This is a genomic window from Bradyrhizobium sp. UFLA05-125 (assembly GCF_059803515.1).
The window spans coordinates 617,819-637,486 of the sequence record NZ_JBANBJ010000001.1; the positions used below are offsets into that span (position 1 = coordinate 617,819).

The 19,668-nt window shown below is 63.6% G+C and carries 19 protein-coding genes; 5 read left to right on the forward strand and 14 right to left on the reverse strand.

From position 1 onward, the window contains the following. Positions 1 to 114 precede the first annotated feature (114 nt). The 4 genes from SO156_RS03055 to SO156_RS03070 all read left to right on the forward strand — a co-directional run bounded on the left by SO156_RS03055 (position 115) and on the right by SO156_RS03070 (position 4,638). A complete protein-coding gene (locus SO156_RS03055; protein ID WP_458145115.1) occupies positions 115 to 744 on the forward strand; it encodes a CvpA family protein in 630 nt (209 codons plus the stop codon). Positions 745 to 775: 31 nt separating this feature from the next. Then, the gene (gene purF, locus SO156_RS03060; RefSeq protein ID WP_458145137.1) at positions 776 to 2,287 is read left to right on the forward strand and encodes an amidophosphoribosyltransferase; all 1,512 of its coding nucleotides are present in this window, start codon (positions 776 to 778) and stop codon (positions 2,285 to 2,287) included. Between the two features lie 159 nt (positions 2,288 to 2,446). Next, complete coding sequence (locus SO156_RS03065) at positions 2,447 to 3,187, forward strand: SDR family NAD(P)-dependent oxidoreductase (protein WP_498533770.1); 741 nt, start codon at positions 2,447 to 2,449, stop codon at positions 3,185 to 3,187. 224 nt (positions 3,188 to 3,411) lie between these two features. After that, a complete protein-coding gene (locus SO156_RS03070; protein ID WP_498533771.1) occupies positions 3,412 to 4,638 on the forward strand; it encodes an ABC transporter substrate-binding protein in 1,227 nt (408 codons plus the stop codon). Positions 4,639 to 4,771: 133 nt separating this feature from the next. Here the strand turns inward: SO156_RS03070 and SO156_RS03075 are convergent, their stop codons facing one another. From SO156_RS03075 to SO156_RS03110, 8 genes are all read right to left on the reverse strand, one after another. After that, a complete protein-coding gene (locus SO156_RS03075; RefSeq protein ID WP_498533772.1) occupies positions 4,772 to 6,028 on the reverse strand; it encodes a TCR/Tet family MFS transporter in 1,257 nt (418 codons plus the stop codon). Next, positions 6,025 to 7,407 (reverse strand): ribosome biogenesis GTPase Der, encoded by a 1,383-nt coding sequence (der, locus tag SO156_RS03080; protein WP_498533773.1) that lies wholly within the window; start codon positions 7,405 to 7,407, stop codon positions 6,025 to 6,027. The genes SO156_RS03075 and der overlap by 4 nt, the downstream gene beginning before the upstream one ends. A gap of 50 nt (positions 7,408 to 7,457) precedes the next feature. Continuing rightward, entirely contained in the window at positions 7,458 to 8,021 is a 564-nt protein-coding gene (locus SO156_RS03085) for a hypothetical protein (RefSeq protein WP_498533774.1), read from the reverse strand. 30 nt (positions 8,022 to 8,051) lie between these two features. Beyond that, the gene (locus SO156_RS03090; protein WP_498533775.1) at positions 8,052 to 8,705 is read right to left on the reverse strand and encodes a tetratricopeptide repeat protein; all 654 of its coding nucleotides are present in this window, start codon (positions 8,703 to 8,705) and stop codon (positions 8,052 to 8,054) included. A 170-nt stretch (positions 8,706 to 8,875) separates the two neighbouring features. Further along, entirely contained in the window at positions 8,876 to 10,504 is a 1,629-nt protein-coding gene (locus SO156_RS03095; RefSeq protein ID WP_498533776.1) for a class I adenylate-forming enzyme family protein, read from the reverse strand. Positions 10,505 to 10,710: 206 nt separating this feature from the next. Then, positions 10,711 to 11,295 carry an NnrU family protein gene (locus SO156_RS03100; RefSeq protein WP_458145107.1) on the reverse strand — a complete coding sequence of 195 codons (585 nt, stop codon included), beginning with the start codon at positions 11,293 to 11,295 and terminating at the stop codon, positions 10,711 to 10,713. Between the two features lie 77 nt (positions 11,296 to 11,372). After that, the gene (locus SO156_RS03105; protein ID WP_498533777.1) at positions 11,373 to 11,945 is read right to left on the reverse strand and encodes a UCP034077 family protein; all 573 of its coding nucleotides are present in this window, start codon (positions 11,943 to 11,945) and stop codon (positions 11,373 to 11,375) included. A 149-nt stretch (positions 11,946 to 12,094) separates the two neighbouring features. Beyond that, positions 12,095 to 13,714: a peptide chain release factor 3 gene (locus tag SO156_RS03110; RefSeq protein WP_498533778.1), complete on the reverse strand. Its 1,620-nt coding sequence runs from the start codon at positions 13,712 to 13,714 to the stop codon at positions 12,095 to 12,097. A gap of 155 nt (positions 13,715 to 13,869) precedes the next feature. On the opposite strand from SO156_RS03110, the gene sugE reads away from it, so the two are divergent. Next, positions 13,870 to 14,184 (forward strand): quaternary ammonium compound efflux SMR transporter SugE, encoded by a 315-nt coding sequence (sugE, locus tag SO156_RS03115; RefSeq protein WP_498533779.1) that lies wholly within the window; start codon positions 13,870 to 13,872, stop codon positions 14,182 to 14,184. Positions 14,185 to 14,223: 39 nt separating this feature from the next. Here the strand turns inward: sugE and SO156_RS03120 are convergent, their stop codons facing one another. The 6 genes from SO156_RS03120 to SO156_RS03145 all read right to left on the reverse strand — a co-directional run bounded on the left by SO156_RS03120 (position 14,224) and on the right by SO156_RS03145 (position 19,666). Next, the gene (locus tag SO156_RS03120) at positions 14,224 to 15,192 is read right to left on the reverse strand and encodes a branched-chain amino acid ABC transporter permease (protein WP_458145103.1); all 969 of its coding nucleotides are present in this window, start codon (positions 15,190 to 15,192) and stop codon (positions 14,224 to 14,226) included. 1 nt (position 15,193) lies between these two features. Further along, positions 15,194 to 16,063: a branched-chain amino acid ABC transporter permease gene (locus SO156_RS03125; RefSeq protein ID WP_254094789.1), complete on the reverse strand. Its 870-nt coding sequence runs from the start codon at positions 16,061 to 16,063 to the stop codon at positions 15,194 to 15,196. 73 nt (positions 16,064 to 16,136) lie between these two features. Continuing rightward, complete coding sequence (locus tag SO156_RS03130; RefSeq protein ID WP_498533780.1) at positions 16,137 to 17,360, reverse strand: ABC transporter substrate-binding protein; 1,224 nt, start codon at positions 17,358 to 17,360, stop codon at positions 16,137 to 16,139. Positions 17,361 to 17,394: 34 nt separating this feature from the next. After that, entirely contained in the window at positions 17,395 to 18,144 is a 750-nt protein-coding gene (locus tag SO156_RS03135; protein WP_458145101.1) for an ABC transporter ATP-binding protein, read from the reverse strand. Further along, complete coding sequence (locus SO156_RS03140) at positions 18,137 to 18,892, reverse strand: ABC transporter ATP-binding protein (RefSeq protein WP_183239622.1); 756 nt, start codon at positions 18,890 to 18,892, stop codon at positions 18,137 to 18,139. Before SO156_RS03140 ends, SO156_RS03135 begins: the two co-directional genes overlap by 8 nt. Positions 18,893 to 19,303: 411 nt before the next feature. Continuing rightward, positions 19,304 to 19,666 (reverse strand): ArsC family reductase, encoded by a 363-nt coding sequence (locus SO156_RS03145; RefSeq protein ID WP_498533781.1) that lies wholly within the window; start codon positions 19,664 to 19,666, stop codon positions 19,304 to 19,306. Positions 19,667 to 19,668 lie beyond the last annotated feature (2 nt).

The following is a 19,668-nucleotide window of genomic DNA, read 5'->3' on the forward strand; positions in this document are numbered from 1 at the left end:
AGCGGGATTGCATGGTTCCGGACTTGCCGGGAACACCGTCTGCCCCTCACTTAGGGCGGCGGCCAAAACATCGATTCGCTGAGCATTGAGAGTACGAGCGGACCAGACCAGCCGATGCCGATTACACTCCTCGATCTGATCCTGCTCGGCGTGATGTTGATCTCGGGCCTGCTTGCCATGGTCCGTGGCTTCATGCGCGAAATCCTGTCGATCGCGGCCTGGGGCGCGGCGGCAATCGTGACCCTCTATTCATTCTCGAAGCTGCTGCCGACGGCAAAGACCTATTTCAACAACGACACGGTCGCGAGCGTCGTGGTTGTGGCTGGCGTATTCGTCGGCACGCTGATTGTGGTCTCCGTGATCACGGTCCGGATCTCCGACATGATCCTGGATTCCCGGATCGGCGCGCTGGACCGTACCCTGGGCTTCCTGTTCGGCCTGGCCCGCGGCCTCCTGATCGTCGTGGTCGCCTTCCTGTTCTTCACCTGGCTGGTCCCGGACAAGCAGCGCCCGGACTGGGTGACGGGGGCGAAGTCCCGTGTGGTCTTGCAGGGAACCGGAGATTGGCTGATGTCGCTCTTGCCGGATGACCCCGAGAACACCATCTTGAAGAGATTCAAGAAAAACAAACCAGATGATGATCAAGCTGATACCGAGCAGCAGCCTCCGGGCGGCAGCGACGGCTACAGTAAACCGGCTCGTGACAGCCTTAAAAAGCTGATCGAGAAACCCGCGGCGCGTTGAATTGAGCCCGAAGAGAGGCGCGATGGACGAGATGCAAAACCCCGACTGGAACGCCCAGCTTGATCTCGACCTCCCCCCGGCCGGGCTCGAGCTTCAGGACGATCTCGAGGGGGATACGCTGCGCGAGGAATGCGGCGTGTTCGGCATCTACGGCCATCCCGACGCCGCGGCCATTACCGCCCTCGGCCTCCACGCCCTTCAGCACCGCGGCCAGGAAGCCGCCGGCATCGTCTCCTACGACGGCTCCCGCTTTCATTCCGAACGCCGCCTCGGTCTCGTCGGCGACACCTTCTCCCGCCGCGAAGTGATCGACCGCCTGCCCGGCAGTGTCGCGGTCGGCCATGTCCGCTACTCCACCACCGGCGCCACGATCCTGCGCAACGTGCAGCCGCTGTTCGCCGAGCTCAATGCCGGCGGCCTTGCGGTCGCCCATAACGGCAACCTCACCAATGGCCTGACGCTGCGCCGCGAGCTCGTCAGGAACGGCGCGATGATGCAGTCGACCACCGACACCGAGGTGATCCTGCACCTGGTCGCGCGCTCCAAGCGTAACCGCTTCATCGAACGCTACATTGACGCGCTGCGCGAGATCGAAGGCGCCTATGCGCTGGTGTCGGTTACCAACAAGAAGCTGGTCGGCGCGCGCGATCCGCGCGGCATCCGCCCCCTCGTGCTCGGCGAGCTCGACGGCTGCCCGATCCTGACGTCGGAGACCTGCGCGCTCGACATCATCGGCGCGCGCTTCGTGCGCGACATCGAGCCCGGCGAAGTCATCGTGTTCGACGAGAACGGCCAGGACGTCCACAAGCCGTTCCCGCCGATGGCGCCGCGCCCCTGCATCTTCGAATACATCTATTTCTCGCGTCCGGATTCCATCGTCCACGGCCGCTCGGTCTACGAGGTTCGCAAGGCCTTTGGCGCGCAGCTCGCCAGGGAGAGCCATGTGCCGGTCGACGTGGTGGTGCCGGTGCCGGATTCCGGCGTGCCCGCCGCAGTCGGCTACAGCCAGTTCTCCGGCGTGCCGTTCGAGCTGGGCATCATCCGCAACCACTATGTCGGCCGCACCTTCATCCAGCCGACGCAGGCGATCCGCGAATCCGGCGTGCGCATGAAGCATTCGGCGAACCGCGCCGCGATCGAAGGCAAGCGCATCATCCTGATCGACGACTCCCTGGTGCGCGGCACCACCTCGAAGAAAATCGTACGCATGATGCGCGATGCGGGCGCGACCGAAGTGCACTTCCGTCTCGCATCGCCCCCGATCCTCTATCCCGACTATTACGGCATCGACCTGCCCGATCGCGGCGGCCTGCTCGCCGCAACGCATTCGCTGGAAGAGATGCGCGAGATCATCGGCGCGGACTCGCTCGCCTTCCTCTCGATCGACGGCATGTACCGCGCGATGGGCGAGCCCGGCCGCGACCCGGCCAATCCGAAGTTCTCCGATCACTGCTTCACCGGCGCCTATCCGACGCATCTCACCGACCAGACCCAGACCGAGCAGCAGCCGCGGCAATTGTCGCTGCTGGCGGAAGCGAGTTGACGGCGTAGCCGTCATCCCGGGGCGGTCCGCAGGACCGAACCCCAATGCGCAATTGCGCATTGTGGGACCTCGAGATTCCGGGTTCGATGCTTCGCATCGCCCCGGAATGACGACCAAGCGGGGGCTTGTCCCGGCCATCCACGCCTGTAAAACCCCGCCATGACAAAGCCCCTCGCCAATCGCATCGCTCTCGTCACCGGCGCCTCGCGCGGTATCGGCTACGCCACCGCAATCGCGCTGGCGAAAGCCGGCGCGCACATCGTCGCCGTCGCGCGTACGCAGGGCGGGCTGGAAGAGCTCGACGACGAGATACGGAAATCAGGCGGCAGCGCCACGCTGGTACCGCTCAACCTCACCGACTTCGACGGTATCGCGCGGCTCGGCGCCGCACTGCACGAGCGCCACGGCAAGCTCGACATTCTCGTCGGCAATGCCGGCGTGCTCGGCCCCTCCTCGCCGCTCGGCCATATCGAGCTGAAGACCTTCACCGACGTGATGGCGATCAACGTGTCGGCGAATTTCCAGCTCATCCGCTGCATGGAGCCGCTGCTGAAACAATCGGACGCCGGCCGCGCGGTGTTCATCACCTCGGGCGCAGCCAACAAGGCGACCGCCTATGTCGGCCCCTACGCCGCCTCCAAGGCCGCGCTGGAAACGCTGGCGCGCGCCTGGGCACAGGAGACCGCGAGCACCACTCTGCGCGTCAACCTCTTCAATCCTGGGCCGATCCGCACCCGCATGCGCGCGACGCTGATGCCGGGCGAGGATCCCTTGACGCTCGACACGCCCGAGCAGGCGGCGGAGTTCATCGTGCCGATGTGCGCGCCCGACTGGGCGGAAACCGGCAAATTCTACGACTACAAGTCGCGCACCCTAATGAGCTTCCGTCCGCCGGCCTGAAGTCCGTGCATGCTGGCCGCCACGCGGCCATGCGACCGGTTGATGAAATTTAAGTCAGTGGAAGGACGATCGGGTTAACCGATCGGCCGGCCCGCTACGATTAGCGCATTGCCGCAAGCATCAGGACAGGCTATCGGGAACATCAAGATCGTGACCGATCGCGCCGATGGTCAAAAGCCCCAATCAAGAGGGCCGTCCCGGCATCAACAGTTGGAGGGAATACAATGAAAAATTTGCGCGCGTGGCGCTACGCCGCGCTGTTGACCTGTGCCGGCCTCGGCTTCGCCACCTCGGCTTCCGCCCAAGATAAGACCATCAAGATCGGCGTGCTGAACGACATGTCGAGCCTCTATGCCGACATCGGCGGACCGAACTCGGTCGCCGCCGTGAAGATGGCGGTCGAGGATTCCGGCATGAAGGCCAAGGGCTGGACCATCGAGGTCGTCTCCGGCGATCACCAGAACAAGCCCGACGTCGGCGTGAACATCGCAAGGCAGTGGATCGACAACGACAAGGTCGACGTCATTTCGGACGTACCCAATTCTGGCGTTGCTCTGGCCGTAAACAATCTGGTCAAGGAGAAGAACTCGGTTCTGCTCAACTCGGGCGCAGCCTCCGCCGACCTCACCGGCAAGGCGTGCACGCCGAACACGATCTCCTACACTTACGACACCTACATGCTCGCCAACGGCACTGGCAAGGCACTCACGAAGGCGGGCGGCGACACCTGGTTTTTCCTGACCGCGGACTATGCCTTCGGCCACGCACTGGAGCGCGACACCTCCGCCGTCGTCACTGCCAGTGGCGGCAAGGTACTTGGCGCGGTCAGGCATCCGCTCAACACGTCCGACTTCTCCTCCTTCCTGCTGCAGGCGCAGTCCTCAAAGGCCAAGGTGGTCGGCCTCGCCAATGCCGGCGGCGATACCACCAACGCGATCAAGCAGGCGTCCGAATTCGGCATCGTCGCGGGTGGCCAGAAGCTCGCAGCGCTGCTGCTGTTCATCAACGACGTGCACGCGCTCGGCCTCAAGACCGCGCAGGGGCTGACCTTCACCGAGTCCTTCTATTGGGATCTCAACGACCAGACGCGCGAATGGTCGAAGCGCTTCCAGAAGGTCTCGCCGAAGGGCTCGATGCCGTCGATGACGGTCGCCGGTCTCTATGCAGGCATCCTGCATTATCTGAAGGCGATGGACGCGCTGGGCAGCAACCCGCATGACGGCGCCAAGGTCGTCGCCAAGATGAAGGAACTGCCGACAGATGATCCGCTGTTCGGCAAGGGCCCGCTGCGCGCAGACGGCCGCCGCCTCATCCCAGCCTATCTGTTCGAGGTGAAGAAGCCGGAAGAGTCGAAGGGTCCGTGGGACTACTACAAGCTGGTCGCCACCATCGCACCGGAAGACGCCGCCAAGCCACTCGAGGCGAGCGAGTGTCCGCTGGTGAAGAAGTAAACGATGGTGTCGTAGGGTGGGCAAAGGCGCGAAAGCGCCGTGCCCACCGCTCCTCCATCGCTGTTGATAGAAGCGGTGGGCACGCTTCCGCCCTCGCTCCTCGAGCAACGGCGGACAGGTCGCTTTGCCCACCCTACGAAGCCGCCTTCGTCGCGGCCAGCGTTCGCATCGCGATCATCACCGCCATGACCATCAATACGGCCGCAAGCAAGAACGGCGCGCCGGGCAGATGCCAGAACGCGCTGCCGCTGATGAAATACGAGAACGTCAGCGTGAACAGGAAGGGTCCTACGAGCTGCGACACGCTCTGCACGCTCGTGGTTGCACCCTGCAATTGTCCTTGCTGATCGGGTGCGACGAGCCGCGTCATCAGCGATTGCACGGCCGCGCCTGACACGCCCCACAGCGACATCACGGGAATGCCGAGCCAGAACAAGGGGCCGGTCGGTGCACTCCCAAAGATCAGAAAGCCGATGGCGCCGCAACTCAAGCCGAGGAGCAGCGCGTTGCGCTCGCCGAGCGCACGCACGATTGGGCCGACGCCGAGCCCCTGCACCACCATGGCACAGATGCCGACCATCGCGAGCGTGAGGCCGACGGTCTTGGAGTCCCAGCCATAACGATAGGTCGCATAGAGCACGAAGGTCGAGGGCAGCACGACGTGCGCCACCTGCGCGATGAAATTGACGACGGAGAGGCCCGCGAGCACCACGTTCGAGCGCAACAGATGCAGCGCACCGAGCGGATTTGCGCGGCGCCACCGGAACGGCGCGCGCCTGTCCGGCGCGAGCGATTCCGGCAGGATTAGAAGACCATAGATCGCATTGGCAAAGCTCAGTACCGCCGCAGCCCAGAATGGCAACCGCGGATCGATATCGCCGAGCAGCCCGCCCAGCGCCGGGCCAAAGATGAACCCCGCACCGAATGCCGCACCGATCCTGCCGAAGACCGCGGCGCGGCGCTCCGGCGGTGTCAGGTCGGCGATATAGGCAAAGGCGGTCGAGATGCTCGCCGACGTGATGCCTGAGATGATGCGCCCAATGAACAGCCAGATCAGGGACGGCGCCAGCGCCATAAGCACGTAGTCGGCGGCGAGGCCGAAGTTCGACAAAAGCACCACCGGCCGCCGGCCGAAGCGATCGGACAGCGCACCCAGCACCGGCGAGAACACGAACTGCATCAGCGCCCATGCGGTGCCGAATAGGCCGAAGATGCGGGCCGCGTGCGCGGTGTCGTTGCCGACGAAACTCTCGATGAGCTTTGGCAGGATCGGCATGATCACACCAAGCGCGAGCATGTCGAGCAGAATGGTGACGAAGATAAAGGCGACCGCACCGCGCCGGATCGGCGCAGCATCCGAGCTTATCGTCTCACGCGCCTTGCCGCTCACGACAGCCGCTTGCGCTTGTGCGCAAACGGGTTGGCCTTCTCGCGCAACGTGATCCGCACCGGCGTGCCCGGCAGCTCGAAGGCGTCGCGCATGGAGTTGGTGAGGTAGCGCAAATAGGCCTGCGGAACGGCATCGGCGCGCGAGCAGAACAACACGAAGCTCGGCGGGCGCGCCTTGGTTTGGGTGATGTAGTTGAGCTTCAGCCTGCGCCCCGAAACCGCCGGCGGCGGGTTGGCCTGGATCGCCTGCTCGAACCACCGGTTCAATGCCGATGTCGGCACGCGCCTGTTCCAGACCGCATAGGCGTCCTGGATCGCCTGCATCAGGCGGTCGATGCCTTCCCCCATCAGGCCGGAGACGGCGACGATCGGCACGCCTTTGACCTGCGGCAGCCAGTGATCGGCATCGCGGCGCAGATTGGAGATCGCGCCGCCGCCCCTGCTTTCCATCAGGTCCCATTTGTTGACCGCCAGCACGACGGCGCGGCCCTCGCGCTCGATCAGGTCGGCGATGCGCAGATCCTGCTCCTCGAAATGGTGCTGCGCGTCCATCATCAGCACGACGACTTCGGCAAAGCGCACGGCGCGCAAGGCATCGGCGACCGAGAGCTTTTCCAGCTTCTCCTCGATGCGCGAGCGGCGGCGCAGGCCCGCGGTATCGAAGACGCGGAAATTGCGCCCCTTCCAGTTGATCTCGACCGCGATCGAGTCGCGCGTGGTGCCCGCCTCCGGGCTGGTCAAGAGGCGCTCCTCGCCGAGCAGATGGTTGATCAGCGTCGACTTGCCGGCATTGGGGCGGCCGACGATCGCAACCCGGATCGGGCGCCTGGCGGCCTCCTCCTCGGACAGCTCCTCCTCGTCCTCGACCTCATCCTCATCGAGCGGCTCGGGCAGGAGCCTGCTCAAGGCATCGTAGAGCTCGCCCATGCCCTCGCCATGCTCGGCGGAAATCTGGATGGGATCGCCGAGCCCCAACGCAAAGGATTCCATCGCGCCGGCATCGCCGTGCTTGCCCTCGCTCTTATTGGCAACGAGCAGCACCGGCTTGTTGGCGCGGCGCGCAAAATCGGCGAAGGCGCGATCGGTCGGCGTGAGGCCGACGCGGGCGTCGATGACGAAGAACAGTGCGTCGGCTTGCGCGATCGCGGTCTCGGTCTGCTCCCGCATCCGCGCGGTCAGCGAACCCTTGGCGCCTTCGTCGAGACCGGCCGTGTCGATGATGGTGAATGCGAGATCGCCGAGCTTTGCATCGCCCTCGCGGCGGTCGCGGGTCACCCCGGGCAGGTCATCGACGAGCGCGAGCTTCTGTCCCACCAGGCGGTTGAACAGGGTCGACTTTCCGACATTGGGCCGGCCGATGATGGCAATCGTAAAAGACATTGGTCATTCGTGCGCTGCCGAGGCTGCGCCTGTCAATGCAGTGAAAAATATCAGCGCGTGAAGCTGCCGCTCGGCATCGGCGCCGGGAAAGCTCCCTGCGACTGCTGCTGCGTGGTCTGGGTCGATTGCGCGGGCTGGCTGGTCTGATCCTGATCCGGCGGCGGCGCGGTGGTGCGCTTGCGGACGATCTTCTGCTTCGGCGCCGGTGCCGCGGGGGCCGGCGCCGCTTCGGGCTGGGCCTCGCCGTCGACTTCGCCAGCCGGCGCCTCGGCCGGCGCAGCGGCGGCTGCCGCCGGTTGCTTGGTCTTCTTCGACTTCGCGGCCTTGGCGGATTTCGGCGGCTCGGGCGGCGGTGCGGCAGCAGCAGCCGCGGCGTCCGCATTCTGCTGGTCCTGCTGCTGCTGAGCGCCCTTGTAGAGATCTTTCGGCACGCCCTGCTCCAAGCCCGGCACGCCCTCGGGGAAGACCGGCTTGCGATCGCCCGGCAGCTTCTTCTTGGTGTCGAGCCAGTCCATAAGGTCGCTCGGATCGAATCCGCCGCTCGAGCAGCCGCCAAGGAGGCCCGAGAAGGCGATCAGAACGGCAGCTGCGATCAAACGTTGCGTACGGCGCATCTCAGGTCTCGTCCAACTGTTCTCGGTCCGTCAGCTCTTGGCGACCGGCGGCAGCAGAGCCTGCAAGGCCTCGGCACGCGAGCGCAGGCCCTGCGGGGTTTCACCATCTTCGGCAATCGCATCCAGCCATTTGCGTGCGGCGGCCGCATCGCCATTGCGCCAGGCCGACAGGGCCAGCATTTCACGTGCGCTATGGCGGAAGGTAGAGCCGGCCTCGGCGGATGCCTCCAGCCGCTGCTGGATGTCGGCATAGGGCGCCGTATCGATCAGAAGCCCTGCGGCGCGGAGTTTTGCGAGCGCCTGCTGCTCGGCACCAGCGCTGCTGTCGGCCGCGATATCGTCATACGTCTTGACGGCAGCCTTGGGGTCGCGTGCAGCAGCCTCGGCAGCGGCGCGCAAGCGCGCCAAGGTGCGATAGCCTCCGGGTGCCTTGGCGGCGAGCTCGGTGAAGGCCGCCTCGGCCTCGGCATGCTTGTTCTGCTCGGACAGTTCCACTGCCTTCTCGAAGGCGGCGCCGGCCTCCGCGGCCTTCTTGGCCTCCAGGTACTGATAACCGCGCCACCCACCGACGGCGGCCACGATCAGGACCATCAGGGCGATAAAATAGATCGAATACTTGTCCCACAGCTTCTTGAGCTGTTCACGACGTACTTCCTCGTCGACTTCGTCAAATAATTCAGACACTTATGCTAATCCCATGCCCGGTCGGGAGCGCGCGCCTTAGCGTTCGCGTCAGGAATCCCGTCCCCGCGTCGCGGCTGCGATACGCTATCGATATGGCGGTGGCAAGGCAAAGCGAGCCGGATCAAGGCGTTAACCCTCCGCAGCCGCCCCTACCGGGTTCCGGCCGGAGTTCATGATCCGGCCAGCGTCTCTCGCAACTGCCGCTTGAGCACCTTGCCATTGGCGTTGCGCGGCAGCGGGTCGACGGTGAGGAAAATCGTCTCTGGCACCTTGTAGTCGGAGAGCCGCTCGGCGCACCAGGCACGCAGCGTCTCGCCTGCAACCGCCTCGCGCATGACGACCACGGCATGGACGCGCTCGCCGAGCACCGGACACTGTTTTGCGATGATCGCGCTCTCGACCACGGCCGGATGTCCGGCCAGCACGGATTCCACCTCGGCGGAGTAGATCTTCAGGCCGCCGCGGTTGATCATGTCCTTCTGGCGGTCGAAGACGCGGACGAAGCCTTCGGCATCGACCGAGCCGAGATCGCCGGAGTGCCAGAAGCCGCCGGTAAAGCTCTCGGCGGTCGCCTTCGGATTATTCCAGTAGCCCTTGATCACGGACGCGCTTCCGATCCAGAGCTCGCCGATCGCGCCACGCGGCAACTCGCGCCCCTCTGTATCGACCGCGACGATCCGCGCGCCGGGACAGGGCAAGCCGACGCTGTCGATGTGGCGTGCGGTAAGCTCTCCCGGCATGATCGTCGACGGCGACGTTGTCTCGGTCGCCCCATAACAGTTCATCAGCTTCAGGCCGGGAATTTTTTCGTCCAGCTTCTCGATGGTCGCAATCGGCATCGGCGCGCCGCCAAAGCCACCGATGCGCCAGCTCGAGAGATCATAACTGTCGAAGTCCGGCTGGAGCAGACAGAGATTATACATCGCCGGCACCATCACCGTGTAGGTGACGCGCTCCCGCGCGGCGAGCTTGAGATAGTCGGCCGCCCTGAACTCCGGCATGATGATCAGCGTGCCGGCGCAGCGGATCATCGTCGTGATGTTGGCGACGATGCCGGTGACGTGACCGAGCGGCACCGCCGCGATCGAACGATCCGCCGCCGTGAGCTTCAGGCAAGTCGCGAAGACCATCGAGGAGTGGATAATGTTGCAATGGGCGAGCATCGCCCCCTTCGGCTTGCCCGTGGTGCCGGAGGTGTAGAGGATCATCGCGGTATCCTCTTCGCCGACATCAGCCGGCGCATCTGCAGGCGCGTGATCGCTGAGCTCGGACAAACGCATGTCATCGTCGACCGCGATACGATGCACGACATCGGGGACATCGCGCGGCTCCGGAAGACGGTCGGCAAGCGCCGCCTCGTGGATCAGGACCTTGGCGCCGCAGTCGGCGAGCACATAGGCGATCTCGGGTTTCTGCTGGCGCGTGCTCAGCAGCACGGTGACGAGGCCCTCATGCGCGGCAGCAAACAGGATCAGCGGAAATTCGATGCGGTTGCCCAGCAGGAGCGCGACGCGATCGCCGCGTTGCAGACCGAGCGTGCGAAGTCCGGCGGCGATCCGCGCCGACTGCTCGACGGCCTGCCGCCAGGTCAGCCGGATGCTGCCGCACATCAGCGCCTCACCATCGGGATTGCGGTCGGCTGCTTCCGCGATCATCGCCTCACCATCGGGATTGCGGTCGGCTGCTTCCGCGATCATCGCCCAGATGCTTGTCGGCCGCTCACAGAATGCGCTCACCATGCGGTCGGCGAAGCGCGCCTCGAGCCGCATCGGGGGAAGCTGAGATTGCGACCAGTCCATCGGGATGCTCCCGGCTTTTTTTGTCTTCACCTTCCCTGCATGGACAGCCGGTCTTGTCTTGCGCTGATCGGCTGTCGCTAAAGCGCGATGAGATTGGGATGAATCGTCATCGCGCTTTAGGTTATTGTTTGAGCATGATCTCCGCGCAAAACACATTCTGCGTTTGTCGCGAGGAGAAACCGCTTCACACTTTTCCGGATCATGCTCTAACCTCCCATCACGGGAACGCCGATCACGACGGGATGGAAGGCAAAGGCGAGCGCCAGATAAGCGACGACGCCGACGGCGACGGCGATCAGATCGTTGGTGACGCCGCCGACCGGAATCGGCGGGCCGCCAGCATCCTTGCGATGCTTCAGCGAGATCCGGTCATACACCGCCCAACCGAGGAACGAGCCGAACAGGATGATGGAGCCGAGATCGCCATTGGCCAAGAGATGCGCCGCCGCCCACAGCTTGATGCCGGCCAGCATTGGATGCTTCAGTGTCGCATAGATGCGGCCGCGGATGTAGGACGCCACCACCAGGATCACCGCCGGCAGCATCAGGGCGACGGTGATGTGCTTCATCGCCTTCGGCGGGTACCAGACGTCGATCCAGCCAGTTGCACGATACTGGGCAAAACCCCACACGATCATCGCAAGGCCGGCCAGCGAAACCACCGAATAGAGGATCTTGTAGGTGCCCTCGCCGAGCCGCGCGATCGCCTGTGCGCGCGCCTCGCGCTTGGTCGTAAAGATGTGGGCCGCGAAAAACAAAGCGAGCCCCAGGATCATCACCAGCAGACCCATGACGTCGTCCCCTCAATTAGCGCCCCCTCTATCGGGTATCACTTCACGCCTGCCGCCCGCAATGCGTCATTCGCGGATCACTGCTGCGTCCCGGGCTTGTTCAGCTCGCGATTGTCGACGTAGCGGATCGCGATCGGCCGTCCAGCCAACGCCCCGGCAAAACCGTCGGTGAGCTTCAGCGGCAGGCAGGCATTCAGCGACGCGTTGATCGCATCCAGGTACGTGGTTCGTGTGTCCGCCGACGCGCCTGCCGTCGCAAATGTCAGGCGCGGCGGGCCGATCAAGCTGCCCGACCTGTTGAGACTGAAACGCACCGACATTTGCATGCCCTCCCGCGCAAGATCGACCGAGGGAGGCGACCAGCATGAGCGCAACTGGGCCATCAGGTCGCTGATCGTGTCGAGGTCGTGATCCGGCTTCTGGTACTTCGCGCTGTCGGCTTGCGATGGAACAGTCTCGACAGTGACCTGGAGTGTCTCGCCGAATGGAAAGGGTATCTCGGTGATGCAGGGCCCCTGAAATGGTCCGCCGCAAGGCTCGTAGGAATAAGGCTGGTAGAAGTACGGAATCGAATGGAAGTGTCGGTACCGCGCATCGGCAGAGACCGACGTTACCGTCGCCAAGAGCAGAACAAGGATGCAGCGCCACATGACCGCCAGACCGCAATGCCACATGCTTCAAACGTGGCACCGGCCGTCGACCCGTCAAGCCCACCGGCGTTCACATGCGCGCGTTCAGTTCGTGGTCGTTGCGCGGCCTGCCGCCCTTGCTGAAGCTCCAGCAGAGAGAGGGCTCCGCCCTACCCCTTCTTCTTCACGTCCTTGACGTTGGCGAATTCGATCCCCTCGGCGCGCTCCCTGGTATAGCCGAGATAGAACTCATTCTTGGCCAGATACACGGGGTCGCCGTCGACGTCGTCGGCAATGCTGGAGGTGTTCGCGGCGACAAACGTGTCGAGTTTCTTGCGGTCATCCGAGGAGACCCAGCGCGCAAGCTGGAACTCGCTCACCTCGAACTCGACCGGCAACGAATATTCCGCCTCGAGCCGCGCCTTCAGCACGTCGAGCTGCAGCGCGCCGACGACGCCCACCAGCGCTGGCGCGCCGTCGCGCGGGCGGAACACCTGCACCACGCCCTCTTCGGACATCTGCTGCAGCGCTTCCTTAAGCTTCTTCGCCTTCATCGCGTCGGTAAGCCGCACGCGGCGGACGATTTCCGGAGCAAAACTCGGCACGCCAACGAAGGTGAAATCCTCGCCTTCCGTCAGCGTGTCACCAATGCGCAAGGTGCCGTGATTGGGAATGCCGACGACGTCACCGGCGAAGGCTTCATCGGCGACCGAGCGGTCCTGCGCGAAGAAGAATTGCGGGCTCGACAGCGGCATGCTCTTGCCGGTGCGCACGAGCTTGGCCTTCATGCCGCGGCTGAGCTTGCCCGAGCACAGCCGCGCGAAGGCAATGCGGTCGCGATGGTTCGGATCCATGTTCGCCTGGATCTTGAACACGAAGGCGCTCATGCGTGGGTCGGTTGCTTCGACCTTGCGCTGGTCGCTCTCCTGCGCGCGCGGCTCGGGCGCGAATTTGCCAAGGCCTTCCAGGAGGTCGCCGACGCCGAAATTGCGCAGCGCGCTGCCGAAATAAACCGGTGTCAGATGGCCCTCGCGAAACGCCCCCAGATCGAATGGCTTGGACGCCTCGGTGACAAGCTCGAGCTCGTCCTTGACGGCAGCGGCGTCGAGATTGGCATTGAGCTTGGCCAGCTCGGCGATCTCGATCTGCTGGGCGGCACCAGTCTTGGCGCCACCACCTTCGAGCAGACGCACGCCGCCATTGACGACGTCATAGGTGCCGAGGAAGTCGCGGCCGCGACCGACCGGCCAGGTCATCGGCGTGGTATCGAGCGCCAGCGTCTTTTCGATCTCGTCCAGGAGCTCGAAAACGTCGCGGCTCTCGCGGTCCATCTTGTTGATGAAGGTGATGATCGGGATGTCGCGCAGGCGACAGACCTCGAACAGTTTTCGCGTGCGCGCCTCTATGCCTTTTGCAGCGTCGATCACCATTACGGCGGAGTCGACCGCCGTCAGCGTGCGATAGGTATCTTCCGAAAAGTCCTCATGGCCGGGCGTGTCCAGGAGGTTGAACACCAGGCCCTCGAACTCGAAGGTCATCACCGAGGTAACGACGGAGATGCCGCGCTCGCGCTCGATCTTCATCCAGTCCGAGCGCGTGTTACGCCGCTCGCCCTTGGCCTTGACCTGGCCTGCAAGATTGATGGCGCCGCCGAACAGCAGCAGCTTTTCGGTCAGCGTGGTCTTGCCGGCGTCCGGGTGGGAGATGATCGCAAAGGTACGCCGCCGCGCCACTTCGGCAGCAAGCGGGGAACGGGCCGGCGATTCGGCTGTGATGGCGATGTCGGACATGGCGGGAGCGTTTGGCAGGGAAAACGGGGCTAATCAAGGATCATTTGGTGATTGCGGGGCGCCAAGGCCAGCCCCATATCCCCGTGGGAAGGACGACCTTCCTCTAATCAGCACATCGGTCGCGGGGACGACCCTGCCTTGAACGGAGGGGCGTCATGGCCTGGACTATCCTGTTTGTCGCCGGTCTTTTGGAGGTCGGCTGGGCGATCGGCCTCAAATACACCGATGGTTTCTCGCGGCTCGTTCCATCCGTGCTCACGCTCGCCGCCATGGCTGGCAGCGTCATCCTGCTCGGATTGGCACTGAAGTGGCTGCCGATTGGAACCGCTTATGCGGTCTGGACCGGGATCGGCGCGGTCGGTACCGCCGCGCTGGGGATCATCCTGTTCGGCGAGCCGGCCACGGCACTGCGCCTCGCCAGCATTGGGCTGATCGTCGGCGGCATCGTCGGGTTGAAGCTCGTGATGTAATCGAGCTGCCCATTTGGAAATGACCGTTAAGTCAACCGCTTAAAGCGATCTCCGGAAGTAATGCGCGATTTCGCCGACGACGCCGCGGCGGAAGGTGAGCACGCAGATCACGAAGATCGCGCCTTGAATCACCGTCACCCACTGGCCGTAGCTCGCCAGGTACTGTTGCATGGCGATGATCACGAAGGCGCCCACCACGGGCCCGAAAATGGTCCCGAGACCGCCGACCAGCGTCATCAGCACGACTTCACCCGACATCGACCAGTGCACGTCCGTGAGCGAGGCGTTCTGCGCCACGAACACCTTCAGTGAGCCCGCAAAGCCCGCCAGCGTGCCCGAGAGAATGAAGGCCAGCAGCTTGTACTGATCGGTGCGGTAGCCGAGCGAGATCGCGCGCTGCTCATTCTCGCGGATTGATTTCAAGACCTCGCCGAATGGCGAGTTGATGATGCGGTAGATCAGCAGGAAGCCGGCAAGGAAGCCGACCAGCACGACGTAATAGAGCACAGTTGGCTTGGAGAGATCGAAGATCCCGAACAGATGGCCCTGCGGAATGCCCTGAATGCCGTCTTCGCCATGCGTAAACGGCGCCTGCAGATAAATGAAATAGAGGAGCTGCGACAGCGCCAGCGTGATCATCGAGAAGTAGATGCCCTGCCGGCGGATCGAGATGTAGCCGGTTACGATCGAGAGCACGAAGGCCGCGGCAACGCCGGCGAGTATGCCGAGCTCTGGCGGCAGGGCCCACACCTTCAGCGCATGCGCGCTGCAGTAGCCGGCGGTGCCGAGAAACATCGCGTGGCCGAACGACAAGAGACCGCCATAGCCGATCAGCAGGTTGAAGGCGCAGGCGAGCAGCGCGAAGCACAGCGCCTGCATCACGAAGAACGGATAGATGCCGGTGAACGGCACGGCAGCCAGGGCCAGCGCCATGAATACGAACACGATCATCTCGTCGCGCATCGCGCGCGCCGTCATCGGCAGGGTATCGTCCGTCAAGGCTGTCATATCAGGCCGCCCTTCCCGTCAGTCCCGTCGGTTTCACGAGCAGCACCAGCACCATCAGCACGAACACGACGGTGTTGGAGGCCTCGGGGTAAAAATACTTGGTCAGGCCTTCGATCACCCCGAGCGCGAAGCCGGTGATGATCGAGCCCATGATCGACCCCATGCCGCCGATCACCACCACCGCGAACACCACGATGATGAGGTCGGCACCCATTAGCGGCCGCACCTGGTTGATCGGCGCGGAGAGCACGCCGGCGAGTGCGGCAAGACCGACGCCGAGACCGTAAGTCAGCGTGATCATGCGCGGCACGTTGATGCCGAAGGCGCGCACCAGCGTCGGGTTTTCGGTCGCGGCACGCAAGTACGCGCCGAGCTGGGTCTTCTCGATCAGGAACCAGGTCGCGAGGCACACCACCAGCGAGAAGACGACCACCCAGCCGCGGTAGACGGGCAAGAACATGAATCCGAGATTCATGCCGCCCTTGAGCTGGTCGGGAATGGCATAGGGCAGACCGGACGAGCCGAAATAGTTCTGGAACACGCCCTGGATGATCAGGGCCATACCGAACGTCAACAACAGGCCATAGAGGTGATCGAGCCCGGTCAGCCATTGCAGCATGGTCCGCTCCAGGATCATGCCGAAGATGCCGACCACGATCGGCGCGATGATCAACGCCGGCCAGTAGCCGATACTGAGGTAATCGTTGTTGAGCAGAAAATATGCGACGAACGCGCCCATCATGTAGAGCGCGCCATGGGCGAAATTGATGATGTTCAGCATGCCGAAGATCACGGCAAGCCCGAGACTGAGCAGCGCGTAGAACGAGCCGTTGATCAGTCCCACCAGTAGCTGTGCATAGAGAGCCTGCATCGATCCCGCACCCAGTCCCTTCAGCGTTCCTCACGTGGTTCGCCGGCGTCGGCCGGCGAACCGTTATTACCGCTTACTTCTTCAACAGCGCGCACTTGCTTTCGGACAACGGTGTGAAGGCCTGATCGCCCGGCACCGTACCGACCAGCTTGTAGAAGTCCCACGGCGCCTTGGATTCGGAGGGCTTCTTCACCTCGAACAGATAGGCGTTGTGGATGGTGCGGCCGTTCGGCTGGATCTCGCCCTTGCCGAACAGGTCGTCCTCGGTCGGCATCGACTTCATCTTCTCGACGACCTTGACGCCGTCGTGCGGATTGCCGCCGAGCGCTTCCAGCGCCTTGAAGTAATGACGCAGGCCCGAATAGACGCCGGCCTGCACCATGGTCGGCGGTGCGCCATTCTTCATCTTCGCGGCGAAGCGCTTCGAGAAGGCGCGGGTCTGGTCGTTCATGTCCCAGTAGAAGGTCTCGGTGAAGTTGAGGCCCTGGGCGGTCTCGAGCCCGATCGCCTTGACGTCGGTGAGGAACAGAAGCAGCGCCGCGAGCTTCTGGCCGCCCTTGGTGATGCCGAACTCGGCCGCCTGCTTGATCGAGTTGGTGGTATCGCCGCCCGCATTGGCAAGGCCGATGACCTTGGCCTTGGACGACTGCGCCTGGAGCAGGAAGGAGGAGAAGTCCGGCGTGTTGAGCGGATGCTTGACGCCACCGACGACCTTGCCACCATTGGCCAGTACCACCGCCGTCGTGTCGCGCTCGAGCGCCGCACCGAAGGCGTAGTCGGCGGTCAGGAAGAACCAGGTGTCGCCGCCGGCCTTCACCAGCGCTTGGCCCGTGGTGTGGGCAAGCATGTAGGTGTCGTAGGTCCAGTGCACGGTATTGGGCGAGCACTGCGCGTTGGTGAGATCGGAAGTCGCGGCGCCCGAATTGATGTAGACGCCGTTCTTCTCCTTGATGACGTTGTTGACGGCAAGCGCCACGCCGGAATTCGGCACGTCGACGATGACGTCGACCTTGTCGACGTCGAACCATTGCCGCGCGATGGCGGTACCGATGTCCGGCTTGTTCTGATGGTCGCCGGAGATGATGTCGATCTTCCAGCCCTTGGCGGTTAGGCCGGAATCCTCGACCGCCATCTGCGCCGCCAGCGTCGAGCCGGGGCCGCCGAGATCGGCGTAGAGACCGGACTGATCGGACAGCGCGCCGATCTTGACGGTCTTGTCCTGTGCGCAAGCCGCGCCCACTGCGGTGAGTGACAGCGCGGTGCCGAGCAGAAATGACGCAATCGACCTTGTCTTCATGCACTTTCCTTTTTGAAGTTTCTCGTTGGCAGTTCTAGACGCCGAGATAGGCGTGGAGCTTGTCCATATTGGCGGCAAGCTCCGCATTGGAGAATCCGTCAATGATCTTGCCGTGCTCGACGACATAATAGCGGTCGGCGACGGTCGAGGCGAAGCGGAAGTTCTGCTCGACGAGCAGGATGGTAAAACCCTCCTTCTTCAGCCGCGCAATGGTGTGGCCGATCTGCTGGATGATGACCGGCGCGAGGCCTTCCGTTGGCTCGTCCAGCATCAGGAAGCTCGCGCCGGTGCGCAGGATGCGCGCAATCGCCAGCATCTGCTGCTCGCCGCCGGAGAGCTTGGTGCCCTGGCTCGAGAGGCGTTCCTTCAGATTCGGAAACAGCTCGAAAATCTGATCGAGCGGAAGACCGCCTGCCCGCACCACCGGCGGCAGCATCAGGTTTTCCCGCACGTCGAGGCTTGCGAAGATGCCGCGCTCCTCTGGGCAGAAGGCAATCCCCATGCGCGCGATCTTGTCCGAGGTTACGCGGATGATCTCCTGATTGTTGAACCGCACCGAGCCGGTGCGCTTGGCGATGACCCCCATGATCGACTTCAGCGTGGTCGTCTTGCCGGCGCCGTTGCGCCCAAGCAGCGTCACGACCTCACCCGCGTTCACGTCGAAATTGATCCCGTGCAGGATGTGGGACTCGCCATACCACGCCTCTAGATTGCGAACCTGGAGGATGTTACCGCCGGTCGTTGCGGCCTTTGCCGGTGCCTCGGCGATCGCAGTGTCAGGCATGACCGGCTCCCAGATAGGCTTCCTTGACCCGCTCGTCCTTGGTGAGCTCGCTATAATGGCCCTGCGCAAGGACCTGCCCGCGCGTCAACACCGTAATGATGTCGGAAAGGTTGGCCACGACGCTCAAATTATGCTCGACCATCAGGATGGTGTATTTCGCGGAGATGCGCTTGATCAGCGCCGCGATCTTGTCGATGTCCTCGTGGCCCATACCGGCCATCGGCTCGTCCAGCAGCATCATCTCGGGGTCGAGCGCGAGCGTCGTTGCGATCTCGAGTGCGCGCTTGCGCCCATAGGGCATCTCGACCGCAGGCGTGTTCGCAAACTCGCTGAGGCCGACATCGTTCAACAGCTCGCGCGCGCGATCGTTGAAGCGGTTGAGCACCGACTTGGAGCGCCAGAAGTCGAACGAGCTGCCATGCTGACGCTGCAACGCGACCCGGACGTTCTCCAGCGCGGTGAGATGCGGAAATACCGCCGATATCTGGAACGAGCGTACCAATCCCATGCGCGCGACGTCGGCCGGCGCCATCGCGGTGATGTCCTGCCCTTTGTAGAGGATTTTTCCGGCAGAGGGCCTGAGGAACTTGGTCAGGAGATTGAAGCACGTCGTCTTCCCGGCCCCGTTCGGACCGATCAAGGCGTGAATGCTCCCACGGCGGACCTTGAGGGCGACATCGCGGACGGCGAAGAATCCCGCGAACTCCTTGGTCAGCCCTTCCGTTTCGAGAATGAACTCATCGGCCAAACAAATTTCCCCCTGCCCGCGCGACGCGCTGGCCGCGCGTGGCTTTGCTTATTGCTATCGGCTCCGAAGGCCTTGGAGCCTTCCCGGAACGCCGCCTCCGGCGGCGGAATATGCCGGAGGTGACGGGGGTTAGGCAAGGCGGAAAGCTGAGCCGGTCACATTGCCGACTACGGGATGGATGCTCCCTTAGTCGAAGGCATTGATGTCGCACCTGCCCGATGACCTCGCGCGCAAAGCATCGATCGTCAAGCCGTCGCTTCGAGATCATGAAGCTGATGCGCGGAAATGACACGACGCCGGTGATCGACGCGATCTCTTTCATCGCATCGCAGCCGCAGACGTTATCGAATTCGCCGACCAGCCCGCACTTGGCGCGCCCCCCGAGATCATCGAGCCGAACCAGCCTCTGCTTTAGCGTTTCTTGGCGCCGACTTCCTTGGCATAGATATCCGGCTTGAATCCGACCAGGAGCTTGCCGCCGCCCATCTCAAGCACTGGCCGCTTGATCATCGAGGGCTGCGCCAGCATCAACGCGAGCGCCTTCTTCTCGTTGAGGCCGTCCTTGTCGGCCTCGGGCAGCTTCTTGAAGGTGGTGCCGGCACGGTTGAGCAGCGTCTCCCAGCCGACCTTGTCGCTCCACGCCTTGAGCTTCTCCTTCTCGACGCCCGCGGCCGTGTAGTCGTGGAAGTCATAGGCCACACCCTTGGAATCCAGCCAGGCGCGCGCCTTCTTCATGGTGTCGCAGTTCTTGATGCCATAAATCGTGGTGGGCAAGG